The 13,049-nt window shown below is 32.2% G+C and carries 17 protein-coding genes; 7 read left to right on the top strand and 10 right to left on the bottom strand.

Features of this window, described 5'->3' with window-relative positions; translation table 11 throughout:
- Positions 1–53: 53 nt before the first annotated feature.
- The 3 genes from B3R94_RS00380 to B3R94_RS00370 all read right to left on the bottom strand — a co-directional run bounded on the left by B3R94_RS00380 (position 54) and on the right by B3R94_RS00370 (position 1,613).
- Positions 54–380, bottom strand: a complete 327-nt coding sequence (locus B3R94_RS00380; protein WP_125349072.1) for a single-stranded DNA-binding protein — start codon at positions 378–380, stop codon at positions 54–56.
- Between the two features lie 80 nt (positions 381–460).
- On the bottom strand, positions 461–844 hold the full coding sequence (locus B3R94_RS00375) for a DUF3037 domain-containing protein (RefSeq protein WP_125349073.1): 384 nt from the start codon (positions 842–844) through the stop codon (positions 461–463).
- Positions 822–1,613 (bottom strand): HipA family kinase, encoded by a 792-nt coding sequence (locus B3R94_RS00370; protein ID WP_125349074.1) that lies wholly within the window; start codon positions 1,611–1,613, stop codon positions 822–824. The genes B3R94_RS00375 and B3R94_RS00370 overlap by 23 nt, the downstream gene beginning before the upstream one ends.
- Before the next feature lie 109 nt (positions 1,614–1,722).
- Here B3R94_RS00370 and B3R94_RS00365 point away from each other — a divergent pair, with 109 nt between their 5' ends.
- Positions 1,723–2,370, top strand: a complete 648-nt coding sequence (locus B3R94_RS00365; protein WP_280037656.1) for a SanA/YdcF family protein — start codon at positions 1,723–1,725, stop codon at positions 2,368–2,370.
- 38 nt (positions 2,371–2,408) lie between these two features.
- On the opposite strand, the gene B3R94_RS00360 is transcribed toward B3R94_RS00365, so the two are convergent.
- From B3R94_RS00360 to B3R94_RS00350, 3 genes are all read right to left on the bottom strand, one after another.
- The gene (locus tag B3R94_RS00360) at positions 2,409–2,939 is read right to left on the bottom strand and encodes an adenine phosphoribosyltransferase (protein ID WP_038333586.1); all 531 of its coding nucleotides are present in this window, start codon (positions 2,937–2,939) and stop codon (positions 2,409–2,411) included.
- 93 nt (positions 2,940–3,032) lie between these two features.
- The gene (locus tag B3R94_RS00355) at positions 3,033–3,461 is read right to left on the bottom strand and encodes an acyl-CoA thioesterase (RefSeq protein ID WP_114999874.1); all 429 of its coding nucleotides are present in this window, start codon (positions 3,459–3,461) and stop codon (positions 3,033–3,035) included.
- An 84-nt stretch (positions 3,462–3,545) separates the two neighbouring features.
- The gene (locus B3R94_RS00350) at positions 3,546–3,806 is read right to left on the bottom strand and encodes a hypothetical protein (protein WP_114999876.1); all 261 of its coding nucleotides are present in this window, start codon (positions 3,804–3,806) and stop codon (positions 3,546–3,548) included.
- Positions 3,807–4,061: 255 nt separating this feature from the next.
- On the opposite strand from B3R94_RS00350, the gene dnaA reads away from it, so the two are divergent.
- From dnaA to B3R94_RS14220, 5 genes are all read left to right on the top strand, one after another.
- Complete coding sequence (gene dnaA / locus B3R94_RS00345; RefSeq protein WP_291074518.1) at positions 4,062–5,489, top strand: chromosomal replication initiator protein DnaA; 1,428 nt, start codon at positions 4,062–4,064, stop codon at positions 5,487–5,489.
- A gap of 18 nt (positions 5,490–5,507) precedes the next feature.
- The gene (locus tag B3R94_RS00340) at positions 5,508–5,882 is read left to right on the top strand and encodes a low molecular weight protein-tyrosine-phosphatase (RefSeq protein WP_291097850.1); all 375 of its coding nucleotides are present in this window, start codon (positions 5,508–5,510) and stop codon (positions 5,880–5,882) included.
- Positions 5,883–5,891: 9 nt separating this feature from the next.
- A complete protein-coding gene (locus tag B3R94_RS00335; protein WP_125349078.1) occupies positions 5,892–6,599 on the top strand; it encodes an SAM-dependent methyltransferase in 708 nt (235 codons plus the stop codon).
- A 216-nt stretch (positions 6,600–6,815) separates the two neighbouring features.
- Complete coding sequence (locus B3R94_RS00330) at positions 6,816–7,028, top strand: Mpo1-like protein (protein ID WP_291097847.1); 213 nt, start codon at positions 6,816–6,818, stop codon at positions 7,026–7,028.
- Positions 7,029–7,053: 25 nt separating this feature from the next.
- The gene (locus tag B3R94_RS14220) at positions 7,054–7,287 is read left to right on the top strand and encodes an Mpo1-like protein (RefSeq protein WP_414647248.1); all 234 of its coding nucleotides are present in this window, start codon (positions 7,054–7,056) and stop codon (positions 7,285–7,287) included.
- Between the two features lies 1 nt (position 7,288).
- Here the strand turns inward: B3R94_RS14220 and B3R94_RS00325 are convergent, their stop codons facing one another.
- The 4 genes from B3R94_RS00325 to B3R94_RS00310 form a co-directional block, all read right to left on the bottom strand.
- Positions 7,289–8,356, bottom strand: coding sequence for an SGNH/GDSL hydrolase family protein (locus B3R94_RS00325; protein ID WP_291097844.1), 1,068 nt, complete (start codon positions 8,354–8,356; stop codon positions 7,289–7,291).
- A gap of 87 nt (positions 8,357–8,443) precedes the next feature.
- Positions 8,444–9,871 carry an adenylosuccinate lyase gene (purB, locus tag B3R94_RS00320; RefSeq protein WP_291097841.1) on the bottom strand — a complete coding sequence of 476 codons (1,428 nt, stop codon included), beginning with the start codon at positions 9,869–9,871 and terminating at the stop codon, positions 8,444–8,446.
- A gap of 21 nt (positions 9,872–9,892) precedes the next feature.
- Positions 9,893–10,747 carry a fructosamine kinase family protein gene (locus B3R94_RS00315; RefSeq protein ID WP_125349081.1) on the bottom strand — a complete coding sequence of 285 codons (855 nt, stop codon included), beginning with the start codon at positions 10,745–10,747 and terminating at the stop codon, positions 9,893–9,895.
- Positions 10,748–10,803: 56 nt separating this feature from the next.
- Positions 10,804–12,093, bottom strand: coding sequence for an adenylosuccinate synthase (locus B3R94_RS00310; RefSeq protein ID WP_291097838.1), 1,290 nt, complete (start codon positions 12,091–12,093; stop codon positions 10,804–10,806).
- Between the two features lie 230 nt (positions 12,094–12,323).
- Between B3R94_RS00310 and B3R94_RS00305 the strand changes: the two genes are divergently transcribed.
- Entirely contained in the window at positions 12,324–13,013 is a 690-nt protein-coding gene (locus B3R94_RS00305; RefSeq protein ID WP_219034681.1) for a DsbA family oxidoreductase, read from the top strand.
- Positions 13,014–13,049: the final 36 nt, after the last annotated feature.

Below are 13,049 nucleotides of genomic sequence, written 5' to 3'. Positions count from 1 at the left end.
ATCTTATAAAATAATAAAAGGGAAACATCACTGTTTCCCTTTTATTTTAAACGCTAAAGAAGTACAATTTCATCAATTATAATTTCTGTAATCGTTTTTTGTTGACCATCTTTATCTTGATAATCTCGGTAAGTCAATTTGCCTTCTATAGCAAGTTGCTTCCCTTTTTCTACATGTTTTTCGATCACATTTACAATTGGTCCGTAAGCAACTAAATTGTGCCACGTCGTTTGCTGAACTTTCTCACCTTTGCTATTTGTGTAGCTTTCGTTCGTTGCTAGACTAAATTTTGTAAACTTCTTTTCGTTTTCTAATGTTTTAACATCAGGATTGCTACCAACATTCCCAATTAGCTGAACTTTGTTTCTTAATGTACTCATGGCGATAAATAATTTAAAATTAATGTATGACCAAATTTAAGAAAATATTTTTAAAACATTCGTTTTTAAGCGTTTAACTTTTATAAAACATGTTCTTTATATAATTGATCCAAGGTTTTATCAAGGTTTGTTGTTTTACCAGGATGCGGACGAGAACTTTGGATAGACGAACTTCTGACAGCTGTTAACCAACGAAAACGTTCAGGGGTTTCGAAATTAGATACAGCAGATTCGGGATGAATTCCTTCGGCAATTTTAGACAAAGCATTCAAATTACTGTCAATAAAATCAAGATCTAATTCGTGGCAAAAAGCATTGATTCTACTATCATTAATAAAATATTTTACTTTCAAATAATCTTCTTTTTTCGAAAATAAAATTACTCCAACATTGATAAATTCTTCGCGTTCAACTTTAGGAACCAAACGAAGAATTGCATACTCATATAAGATTTTTTCTGGCATTATTCGCTTCGTTTATAAAAAGTTCGGAATGTTGTAATCGTGTTTTGATAAATGTTTTGTAAACCGTTCTCATTTCTTCGTGAGTAGCATGTGTAACTTCTGTTTCTAACCATTCATCAGGAATCAAATCGACAATTTTATCAATGATTTCATCATTCAAAATCACTTTAAATTCTGCATCAGCTTCTTCAAGTTTTGTAGCATTTTTCAATAGAACATGGTCTTTAATTGGCGTAAAGGGAGCAAGAGCTGCTTTTTCCCAATTGTCCCACGAATGATGAAAATAATAGGAAGCACCATGATCAATCAACCACAATTCTTTGTGCCACATTAACATATTTGTATTGCGAAAAGTACGATCAACATTCGTCAAAAAAGCATCTAACCAAACAATTTGAGAAGATAATTTATCATCAATTTTCATTACAGCAGGATCATAATTGATTGCACCAGATAAATAATGCAAAGCCAAATTAGTTCCTTCGCTAAATTTTAACAAATCCTGAATTTCTTCATCAGCTTCGGATTGACCAAAATATTCGTCCAAATTTGCAAAAACTAATTCAGGAACTTTAAATCCTAAAACACGTGCAATTTCTCCTCCTAACAATTCGGAAATCAACATGCGAGGACCATGACCAGCACCTTTAAATTTTAAAACATATTTAAAACCGTCATCTGCATCAGCTAGTGCAGGCAAAGAACCTCCTTCGCGTAAAGGTTGCAAATAGCGTTCAACGGTAACTGTTCTTAACTCAATCTCATTCATTTTCTAAAATTACGATGAAAAATTTAAAATAATTTTCACATTTATAATTTTTAAATATCACTAAACTTATAGACTTTTGAATGTTAAAATTTTTTAAAACAAAAGATAGTTGAGTAAACTTGTCAAAATAGGAAGATTTGTAATGCGTAAAAGTATGTTTGTCGTTGGATTAATAGCGGTTTTTACTTTGATCGTTGCATTGATTATTCAAGTTTTTACTTCGTATTACATTTACAATTATCAAGGAAATATTCCGTCAAATTATCGTGTGGCAGTTGTTTTTGGTGCAAAAGTGCAAGCTAATGGACAACCAACGCGTTTTCTAAAAGATCGTTTGGATGCTGCAATTCGACTTTATAAGGAAGATCAAGTGGATGTGATTTTACTTTCTGGAGAAAAACTTCACGAAAATTTTAATGAAATTGATGTGATGGAAAAATACTTGTTGGATAGAGGTGTCAAAATTGAAGATACTTATCTAGATGGAGCAGGTTTGGATACATATAGCACAATCTACAGAACCAAAAATATTTATCAATTTGATAAAGTGATTTTAATTTCTCAATCTTATCATCTCAAAAGAGCGCTTTTCTTAGGAAAAGTTTTCGGATTGGATTGTATTGGATATAATGCGGATAGCGGACCTTATAAAACGGAAGGTAAACAGAGTTTTAGAGAAATTTTAGCGAATATAAAAGCTTTGTTGGATATTGGGAATGAAAGAGCGCCAGAAGTGATTCTAGCGCCTAAAAAATAAAAAAAACTCCGCTCAAAATTTTGAGCGGAGTTTTTAGTTTAATATTCTGTTAAAGTAACAATATCAGTTGTAAAAGATGTTAATTTATCTTTTCCGTTTAAGAAAGTCAAATCAACAATAAAAGAAAACTGTGTTGTTTTTCCACCACATTTTTCTACTAATTTAGCACAAGCTTCGGCAGTTCCACCAGTTGCTAAAACATCGTCGTGAATTAGAACTCGCGCGCCATCTTTGATGTAATTCGAATTTACTTCGATAGTTGCTTGTCCATATTCCAAATCATAAGATTGACTAATTGTTGGAGGAGGTAATTTACCAGCTTTACGAATTAATACAAAAGGAACTTTTAATTTTTGTGCAATCTGAATTCCGTACAAAAATCCACGGCTTTCAATTCCACAAACAATATCCACTTTACCTTTTGCTTTTTCTACAAAAGCGTCTACAATTTCATTCGAAAGTTCAGAATTTAAGAACAATGGAGTAATGTCTTTGTAGACAATTCCTTCTTTTGGAAAATCGATAACGTCTACAATCGTTTGATTGATTTTTTCTTGAAGTGTTGACATTCGTTTTTAATCATGTTTTGTTAAGGAACAAATTTAATGAGAAATCATTTGCAAGAATTTGTTTTAACGAATAATTAATGATTCTAAATAATATTATAAACCTAAACTTGTCCAAATACGTTCTGGAATACGAACAGGACGACGAGTTTCGGCATCAATACAACATAAAATAGTGTATCCTTGATTAATTATTTTTTCCGCTTCATTATATATATTATAATCAAATCGAATGCGAACACCTTTGTCGCGCTCATGAACTGTTGTTTCAATTTCAATTAATTCATCGTACAAAGCGCTACCAATATATTTGGTATGCATTTCAATAATTGGCATCTGAATTCCCATTGCTTCCAATTCGGCATAAGGAAAACCACGCTCACGCATCAATTCTACACGACCAATTTCATAAAACTCAGGATAATTTCCATAATAAACCACTTTCATTTGATCGGTGTGTTTATATAGAATACGAGTTTTGGTGCGAAAAACATTTAATTGTTCGGTTTGTTCTATCTTCTCCATAATTTTCTAAAACATCATTTTAATCTTCAAAAGTAGAGAACAAAAAAAAGACTTTATCATTAATTATATAAAAAATGAAAAAGTCTATTCAGTAATTTTTTTGTAATCCATCCAACTAAAAGAAGTTTGCGAAGAATCTTTTTGCTCTTCTTTTAAAAAATCATATTGAATTTGAATAATCGTTTTGAAAGTGGGATTTGCTATTTCATAATAAAAAGTCCTTACATTTTCTTCTTCACCTTGTTCAATTCGTAAAAGAGAAAAATTATTTTTGATGCCCAAATCATTTAAATGATTTTCTACTTTGATAATTGCGAAGTCAATTTTTTCTTGTGTAATTTCCATAGTAATACAAAAATAAGAATTAATAGTTTTATAAGCCAAAATATGTCCGAAAAGATTATCTTTGCAGTACTTTTATTTTGTCTAAAACTACTTATTGATTATTTTGAATTATACAAAGTATTTTTTAATATATCAATACCTAAATCATTTTTTTTATTCAAAATTTGTTCACAATTTTGTAGAGAAGTGTTGATGAAAATTTAACATTGACTTTCAATATTTTACATTAAAACTTAAGCACTTTTGGACAATATTATGACGATAACTGCAAATTCTGTGTGGGAAAAATGCTTGTCTTTTATAAAAGATAACATTGCAGAAGATGCCTTCAATACTTGGTTTGTACCGATACGTCCGGGCAAACTAAATAATAATGTTTTAACAATACAAGTACCAAGTAAATTTTTTTACGAATGGCTAGAGGAACATTATATCAAAATTTTAAAAAGTGCCTTACAAAAAGAATTAGGTTCTGATGCAAAATTGGTATACAGTATTTTGATGGATCAAAAGTCGCAAGGACGTGAACCATTTACGGTACGTATTCCAAGTTCGAACAAAGAAAAACCTCGCCCACAAGAGGTAGAAGCGCCAATTAATTTGCAAGCTGGTAAAATGATGAATCCTTTCGTTATTCCAGGATTGCAAAAATTAAAAATTGATTCGCAATTAAATCATAATTATACATTCAATAATTTTATCGAAGGAGAATCAAATCGATTAGCTCGTGCGGCTGGTCGTGCGATTGCCAAACGCCCAGGAGGGACTTCGTTCAATCCTCTATTCATCTATGGTGGAGTAGGGTTAGGAAAAACTCATTTGGTGCATGCGATAGGTTTAGAAGTAAAAGATTTGCATCCAGATAAAACTGTTTTGTATGTTTCAACTGAGAAATTTACACAACAATTTATAGAAGCTGTAAAAAATAATAATCAAAATGATTTCATTCACTTTTACCAAATGATTGATGTTTTGATTATGGATGATATTCAGTTTTTATCTGGAAAAGCAAAAACGCAAGAAGTTTTCTTCCATATATTTAACCATTTACATCAAAGAGGAAATCAGATCATTTTGACTTCGGATAAATCTCCAGCAGATATTCAAGATATGGAAGATCGATTAATTTCTCGATTCAAATGGGGATTATCAGCCGATTTACAAAATCCTGATTATAATACACGTCTTTCTATTTTGAAACAAAAATTAGAAAACGATGGTATCGAATTTCCTGATGAAGTAATGGATTATATTGCACAAAATATTGATACAAATGTGCGTGAATTAGAAGGTTCATTAAACTCTATTATTGCGCAAGCAACATTAAATAAACGTGAAATTACGTTAGATTTAACTGCGCGTACGTTATCAAAATTAGTACAAACAGCTCGCAAAGAAATCTCGATTGATTATATTCAGAAAACAGTTTGTGAATACTTTAAAGTGAAGATTGAAGATATTCAGTCTAAAACACGTAAACGTGATGTGGTGCAAGCGCGTCAATTAGCAATGTATTTTGCAAAACAATATACAAAAGCGTCTTTGGCAAGTATTGGAACACAAATTGGTAAACGTGATCACGCAACAGTTTTACACGCTTGTAAAACAGTGAAGAATTTACAAGAAACGGACAAGCAATTCCGTGGTTATATCGAAGATATTTCACGTAAAATTGCAGATTAATCTATAAATATTTTTTCAATGAAAATTTTGATGGTTTGTTTAGGTAATATTTGTCGTTCTCCGTTGGCAGAAGGAATTTTACAAGCAAAGGTTGGCGACAATCATTTGGTAGATTCTGCTGGTACGGGTGATTGGCATGTTGGTGAACAACCAGATAGACGCTCGGTTGCGGTTGCTAAAAAATATGGTGTTGATATTTCTGATCAACGTGCCATGCATTTCAATCCAGTTTTTTTCGATGAGTTTGATTTAATCTTTGCAATGGATGAACAAAATTTAATCGATTTGCAACAATTGACTCGAAACGAAGAAGAGCAAAGCAAAATTAAATTGATCTTGAAAGATGGAATAGGGCAAACGCAAAATGTNNTCATCAAAAAATACAATCTTTAAAATTATACAATGAAAACGGCTAAAGTTTATTTGATTCCTTCACTTTTAGGTGAAAGCGAACACAGTAGAGTATTGCCTTTATACAATCTTGACGTTATTCGTGCAATTGATACGTTTGTGGTAGAAAACGAAAAATCTGCTCGTAAATTTATCAAACAAGTTTGCCCTGAAAAAGTTCAAGCCGATTTAGATATTTACATTCTAAACAAAGATACAGAGCCAGAAGAAATGTTAGATTTGATCAAATTATTGGATCAAAACAAAACGATCGGAATTATTTCCGAAGCTGGTTTACCTGCGGTTGCAGATCCAGGTGCACAGCTGGTAAAAGTTGCGCAACAGAAACGTATTCAGGTTGTGCCTTTGGTTGGTCCATCGTCTATTTTGTTGGCGTTAATGGCTTCTGGAATGAATGGTCAAAACTTTGCTTTTCACGGTTATTTACCAATCGATAAGACCGAACGTAAAAAGAAATTAGCACATTTAGAAGCTGAAAGTTCGAAGACTGGAATTGCTCAAATTTTTATGGAAACGCCTTATCGTAACAATCAAATGGTGGAAGATTTAACGAAGATTCTTCGTGCCGAAACTAAGATTTGTGTCGCGTGTCATATTACATTAGAGGACGAAGATATCCGAACATTATCTATTAAAGAATGGAAAAATGAAAAGTATGATTTTCATAAACGTCCTGCTATTTTTGTGATGCAAGCTTAATATAATTATAATTTAAAAAATAATAGATCAACACTTCGTGTTTCTTTTCGCGAGTCGTTTATCCAAAGTAAATAAAATAGCCAACTTAAATTTAAGTTGGCTTTTTGGTATAATCAGTTTTTGTGGTGGAAATAATTAAAGGTATTAAAATATTTTAACGATTAGATTTTATAATTTATTCAAATTCAACCTATATTTAAGTTAAAATCATCCAATATGAGAAAAATAGAACAACTTTTTAGTGAATATGGAGAAAGTCATCAAAATGGAACAAACAAAACCATTCATTGGATATGTGTTCCATTAATCTTTTGGACGATTCTTGGTTTTATTTCCTACATTCCAACACCGCATTTGTATGTTCAGAACTTTTGTTATATCAGTTTAGTCATTCATTGCATTGGTTATTGTTTCAATATTTTATTTTAGATTATCGGTTGTCGTTGGTTTCATTATGATTTTTTTGATGTTGATTATGGAATATTTTATTTCGTTGTGCAATCTTCAATTCGGTTCAAAATCTTGGTTAGTTTATCTGGTAGTATTTATTATCACGTGGATTTTACAATTTGTAGGTCACAAAATAGAAGGGAAAAAGCCAAGTTTTCTCAAAGATTTACAATTTTTGTTGGTTGGACCTATTTGGTTGTTAGGTTTTATTTTGAGAAAAGTTGGTATAAAGTATTGAATTATTTCTTACTCAAAATCTCATTTACTTTTTTCTCAATAGCTTCTGATAATCTGCTAAAACCTAAATCATTTGGATGAATTCCGTCTGTAGAACCTTCGTTATCCGAACCGATTAAATTATCACCTTTCAATAAATACAAATCTTTTACACCTTCTTTTATCAACGTATCGTATTGGGTTCGATAGGTTTGATTTTGTCTTGTCATATCTTCATGAGCGGTTAAATCAAATTTACTCATTGGTCGAATTAAGCTTTCAACCATCAAAATAGGAGTTTTTAGATGATGTTTTCGGAGTAATTTGACGAACGGAATTGTTCTACTTTTGATTTCTTCGGGTGAACTGTTCGGAACACAATCCAAGATAAACAAATCAACCTCTTGAATATCTTTAATCATTTCAGCCAATTCAATTTCAATTTTTGCACTTCCACTTAAACCAAGATTAATGAATTCATAACCTGTTTTTCGTGTTAAAATAGAAGGATAATTCATTCCAGGACGACTTGCCGAAGCACCTTGCACAATGCTTGAACCATAAACTACTACTTTCTTTTTATACGCAATCGGTTGATTGATAAAACTAGCAGAAGCATCAATTCCTATTTTTAAATCTGTAATTTCGTTCCAAAGTGGCAAATAAAGCATGAATTCCTTTTCTGCCTTTGATAAATTCTTGACGATATCATATTCACTTTTGATATTTTGTTGATTTGGTAAAGCTGCACCTGCAAAAATCCACTTTCCGTTTTCTTTGATATACAAGTCCAACCCACGCGCCATAATTCCAGTTGTATTCGCGCCCAAATAAGTAGAACGAGTTGTCCAATCCAGTTTTATTTGTGAAGTATTCGATTTGAATGTAACATATAATCCAGCGGGAGCAGTAAACAAACCTTTTACTTTTTCAGGAAGATTTGCGTATTTGTTGGTATCGATTCTATGGTAAAAAGGTGTATTATCAAAGGCTTTTCCTTGTACAATAAATTCTTTGTTCGTGATATATTTGATTTGTCCAACTACGTGAAAAGAACAAATAAGTGCAAAAAACAGAAAGAATTTTCTCATTGGTTATAATTGATTAAAGGTTAAAATTAAAAAAAGACTTCCAATTCGGAAGTCTTTTTTTGTTTCATGTGTTTGTCTTAAGCGTGTTTACACTTTAAGGTCTGTATGAGCGCCTAAAAGTGTTTTATTTTCTTCGATAATTGGATCAACCAAATCTTTTAAGAATTCTTCTGTTTGTTCAGAAGCAAATCCTGTAAAGTTTTTCGGATCTAATAATTCGACTAATTTTTCTTTATCAATTTTCACATTATCATCGGCAATGATACGTTCAATTAAATCGTTAGATTTTCCTTCCATTTTCACTTGTTTTGCAGCTTCCATAGAATGTGTACGGATAATTTCGTGTAATTCTTGACGATCTCCACCATTTTTAACACCTTCCATAATAATATATTCGGTTGCCATAAATGGTAATTCTTCCGCGATATGTTTCTCGATGATTTTAGGATAAACGACTAAACCATCTAAAATATTGTTCCAAATGATTAAAATTGCATCAATCGCTAAAAATGCTTGAGGTACTGCTAAGCGTTTGTTGGCAGAATCGTCTAATGTTCTTTCGAACCATTGTGTAGAAGCAACCATTGCAGGAGAAGTTGCCAAAGACATCACGTATTTCGCTAATGAAGCGATACGTTCTGAACGCATAGGATTGCGTTTGTATGCCATTGCAGAAGATCCAATTTGATTTTTTTCGAAAGGTTCTTCAATCTCTTTTAAATTTTGTAATAAACGTAAGTCGTTTGTAAATTTATGTGCAGATTGTGCAATGTTTGATAATAATTCTAATGCTTGTGCATCTATTTTACGATCGTACGTTTGTCCTGAAACTGCAAAAACATTTTTGAATCCGAAACGTTCAGATAATTTTTTGTCTAATGTTTTTACTTTTTGGTAATCGCCATCAAATAATTCTTTGAAAGAAGCCGCTGTACCAGTTGTTCCTTTTACTCCACGAAAACGTAATGTATCTATTCTGAATTCTAATTCTTCTAAATCTAATAAAACAGATTGTAACCAAAGTGTTGCACGTTTACCAACTGTTGTTAATTGCGCTGGTTGGAAATGTGTAAATCCTAAAGTTGGTAAATCTTTGTATTGACGTGCAAATTTTGCTAAACCATCAATCACATTGATTAATTGTCCTTTTACGTGTTGAAATCCATCACGAATTTGAATCAAATCTGTGTTATCGCCAACAAAAGCTGAAGTTGCACCTAAGTGAATAATCGCTTTTGCGCTTGGTGCAACATCTCCGTACGTATGCACGTGAGCCATTACATCATGACGAAATCTCTTTTCGTAAGCCGCAGCAACAACATAATCAATATTTGTTGCGTTATCTTTTAACTCTTGAATTTGTTCGTCTGTAATATCTAATCCAAGTTCCTTTTCAATTTCTGCCAAAGCAATCCAAAGCTGTCTCCATGTTGTAAATTTTTTCTCAGGAGAAAAGATATATAGCATTTCGTCGCTACAATATCTCGATTCTAAAGGATTTTGATACTTGTTCATTGTATTTGTTTGTTTTGTTTTTTAAAATTTTTTCAAAATGGTTTGCACATCTTTCACATAATAACCTTCGAAAAGGTAAGCGTGTATCAGCAATGGAAATAATTGCGCAATCGGTAAACGCTCTTCGAAATTTGGTGCTAAAGGATTATTTTCGTGATAAGCATCAAAAAATACATCATCAAATCCTCCGAAAAGCTTTGCAATAGCCAAATCCATTTCGCGATGACCATAATAAATTGCAGGATCTATAACCGAGAATTCGCCTTTTTTATTGGCTAAAATATTTCCATTCCAAAAATCTCCGTGCAATAAAGCAGGTTTTTCTTCTGGAAATATCGAATTCAATTGTTTACATAAATTCTCTGCAGATTTTATTTGTTTTGAATTGATTAATTGTTTGTTTTGCAATAGTTTCATCATTGGCATGATGCGATTTTTTGCATAAAATTCGCTCCAAGAATCTGTTAAACTATTTGGTTGAACGACAATTGCAATGTAATTATCTTCTGACCAACCAAATTGTTTACTAGTATTTTGATGAAGTTTTGCTAAATTTTTTCCTAAGTTTTCCCAATTTACAACAGTTGGAGTAGAGGTTTCCATCCATTCTAATAATAAATATTGAAAATCTTTTCCAGCTTCGCCAACATTTACCACTTTCGGAACCGAAAATGTTTTGGTCTTTTTGATGGTTTCTAAAGCACGTGCTTCTTTCTTGAAAAGATGAGGAAAGTTGTTTGCGGAATTTACCTTTAAAAAATATTTTTTATCAAACGATTCTAATCGAAAAGCATCGTTAATATCACCACCTTTCATCGGGACGATAGAATCTATACCTAAATTCAATTGTTTTAATCGTTCTAAAATCTCGTTCATAAAAATATCTCATAAAGTTATAGCCCAACAAAAGTCAGGCTATACTATTTAATTTATTAAAATAAAGTTGTTCTAATAATGTTTTGAGAACGCTCTGGTCCAACCGAAACTAAATAGACTTCGATTCCTAAGTATTTCTCAATGTAGTGAATGTAATCTTGCGCTGTTTGCGGTAACTCATCAAAAGATTTTACGTTTGTAATATCTTCTTTCCATCCTGGTAATTCGTCGTATTGCGCTTCGTAATCAGCTAATTTAGTTGTAGAAGAAGTGAAATAATCAATGATTTTTCCGTCTTCTGTTTTGTAACCTGTACAAACTTTTACTGTATCAATATTCGACATTACATCTAATTTAGTAATTACTAAATGTGTAATTCCATTAATCATACAAGCGTGTTTCAATGCAACTAAATCTAACCAACCTGTGCGGCGTGGACGACCTGTCGACGCTCCGAATTCGTGACCAACTTGACGAATTTGTTCTCCTAATTCGTTGTCCAATTCTGTTGGGAAAGGACCGTTACCAACGCGTGTACAATATGCTTTCGAAACTCCAATCAAATTTTTCAATTTTGTAGGAGGAACTCCAGCACCAACACAAACTCCACCTGTTGTTGGAGAAGATGATGTAACGAATGGATATGTACCAAAATCGATGTCTAACATTAATGCTTGAGCACCTTCGAATAATACATTTTTACCTTCGTCAATTGCGTGGTTAATTTCTAACTCAGAATCTAAGATACGTTCTTTCAAACGCTCACCATAAGCTAAATATTTTTCGTAAATGTCTTTGAATTTTAATGGTTCTTTATTGAATAATTTTTCGAATAAAGCATTTTTAACCACTAAATTTTCTTTGATTTTTTCTGCTAAAACTTCAGGATTTAATAAATCAATTGCACGAATACCAACGCGCGCTACTTTATCCTCATAACAAGGACCAATTCCGCGTTTTGTTGTACCAATTTGACTATCTTTTCCTGCAAATTCTTCACGATATTCGTCTAACAAAATGTGATAAGGCATGATGATATGCGCTCTTCTCGAGATAAAAACGTGATCTGTAGATAAACCTTTTGCTTCTAATTGTTCAGTTTCTGCAAAAAAAGCTTCAGGATTTACTACGACACCATTCGCAATAATACATTTTCCTTTGCATTGTAAAACTCCAGAAGGTAATAAGTGTAAGACAAATTTATCATCGCCTACATATACCGTATGACCAGCGTTGTTACCACCTTGGTAGCGTACAACATAATCCGATTTTTCGGCTAATACATCTGTAATTTTTCCTTTTCCCTCGTCACCCCATTGAAGACCGACTACTACGTGTGTTGACATATTGTTTGTTCGTTATTTGATTTGGAATAAAAATGAAACTAATCATCTTTTCTTGGTTCACTGCAAAGGTAATTTAAACCTTGTCTTAAACAAATTTAAAACTCAATTTAGCACGATTATTTTTCAAGATTTTGTTAATAATTTTTCAAGATAAAATTAACCGAAAAATAACCGAATCCATTCAAATAAAAAGCGTATTTTTACAAACTTTTACACCAAAAATTTCTATAATGAAAATTGAAATCTGGTCGGATGTAATGTGTCCGTTCTGTTATATCGGAAAAAAACATTTTGAACAAGCTTTAACGCAAATTCCTTATCAAGATAAAATACAGGTTGAATGGAAAAGTTTTCAGTTAAATCCTGATTTATCAAAAACTGAAATTACTTCTGTCAATGATTATTTAATCAAAACAAAAGGAATTTCGGAAGAACAAGTTTCGGCAATGAATAATCAATTGGCTGAAATGGGAAAAGCTGTTGGAATTGATTTTCAACAACAAAATTCTAAAGTTGTCAATACGGGTGATGCTCATCGATTGATTCATTTTGCGCAAACGAATGGAAAAGGTTCGGAAGCAGAAGAAAGACTTTTTAAAGCGTATTTTACAGAAGGTAAAAATGTAGCTGATTATGAAGTTTTGGCTGAATTGGGAGAAGAAATTGGTTTGAACAAAACCGAAGTTCTTGAAATGCTAAATTCTGATGCAAATGTTTTTGAAGTTGCTTCGGATATTTTAGATGCGCGTAATATTGGTGTTTCTGGCGTTCCGTTTTTCGTAATTGACCGTAAATATGCACTTTCTGGTGCTCAACCAGTCGAGTATTTCGTTTCTGCTTTGACACAAGCTTACGAAAAAGATCATTTGGACCAACCACAAAATGGTGCTTCTTGTGATGTAGACGGAAATTGTGATTAATACAATTTGCAAATAAATATAAAAAAGAGGCTGTCT

The sequence above is a fragment of the Empedobacter sp. UBA7611 genome, from assembly GCF_002484365.1.
In the GTDB taxonomy this organism is placed as follows: domain Bacteria; phylum Bacteroidota; class Bacteroidia; order Flavobacteriales; family Weeksellaceae; genus Empedobacter; species Empedobacter falsenii_B.
Note: the sequence above shows the minus strand (reverse complement) of the source record. Positions and strands in the feature narration are given on the sequence as shown.

Bases quoted from the DNA above. Each gene is read 5' to 3' on its own strand.
- B3R94_RS00380 (WP_125349072.1), bottom strand. From the start codon at position 380: ATGAGTACATTAAGAAACAAAGTTCAGCTAATTGGGAATGTTGGTAGC.
- B3R94_RS00375 (WP_125349073.1), bottom strand. From the start codon at position 844: ATGCCAGAAAAAATCTTATATGAGTATGCAATTCTTCGTTTGGTTCCT.
- B3R94_RS00370 (WP_125349074.1), bottom strand. From the start codon at position 1,613: ATGAATGAGATTGAGTTAAGAACAGTTACCGTTGAACGCTATTTGCAA.
- B3R94_RS00360 (WP_038333586.1), bottom strand. From the start codon at position 2,939: ATGTCAACACTTCAAGAAAAAATCAATCAAACGATTGTAGACGTTATC.
- B3R94_RS00355 (WP_114999874.1), bottom strand. From the start codon at position 3,461: ATGGAGAAGATAGAACAAACCGAACAATTAAATGTTTTTCGCACCAAA.
- B3R94_RS00350 (WP_114999876.1), bottom strand. From the start codon at position 3,806: ATGGAAATTACACAAGAAAAAATTGACTTCGCAATTATCAAAGTAGAA.
- dnaA (WP_291074518.1), top strand. From the start codon at position 4,062: ATGACGATAACTGCAAATTCTGTGTGGGAAAAATGCTTGTCTTTTATA.
- B3R94_RS00335 (WP_125349078.1), top strand. From the start codon at position 5,892: ATGAAAACGGCTAAAGTTTATTTGATTCCTTCACTTTTAGGTGAAAGC.
- B3R94_RS00330 (WP_291097847.1), top strand. From the start codon at position 6,816: ATGAGAAAAATAGAACAACTTTTTAGTGAATATGGAGAAAGTCATCAA.
- B3R94_RS14220 (WP_414647248.1), top strand. From the start codon at position 7,054: ATGATTTTTTTGATGTTGATTATGGAATATTTTATTTCGTTGTGCAAT.
- B3R94_RS00325 (WP_291097844.1), bottom strand. From the start codon at position 8,356: ATGAGAAAATTCTTTCTGTTTTTTGCACTTATTTGTTCTTTTCACGTA.
- purB (WP_291097841.1), bottom strand. From the start codon at position 9,871: ATGAACAAGTATCAAAATCCTTTAGAATCGAGATATTGTAGCGACGAA.
- B3R94_RS00315 (WP_125349081.1), bottom strand. From the start codon at position 10,747: ATGAACGAGATTTTAGAACGATTAAAACAATTGAATTTAGGTATAGAT.
- B3R94_RS00310 (WP_291097838.1), bottom strand. From the start codon at position 12,093: ATGTCAACACACGTAGTAGTCGGTCTTCAATGGGGTGACGAGGGAAAA.
- B3R94_RS00305 (WP_219034681.1), top strand. From the start codon at position 12,324: ATGAAAATTGAAATCTGGTCGGATGTAATGTGTCCGTTCTGTTATATC.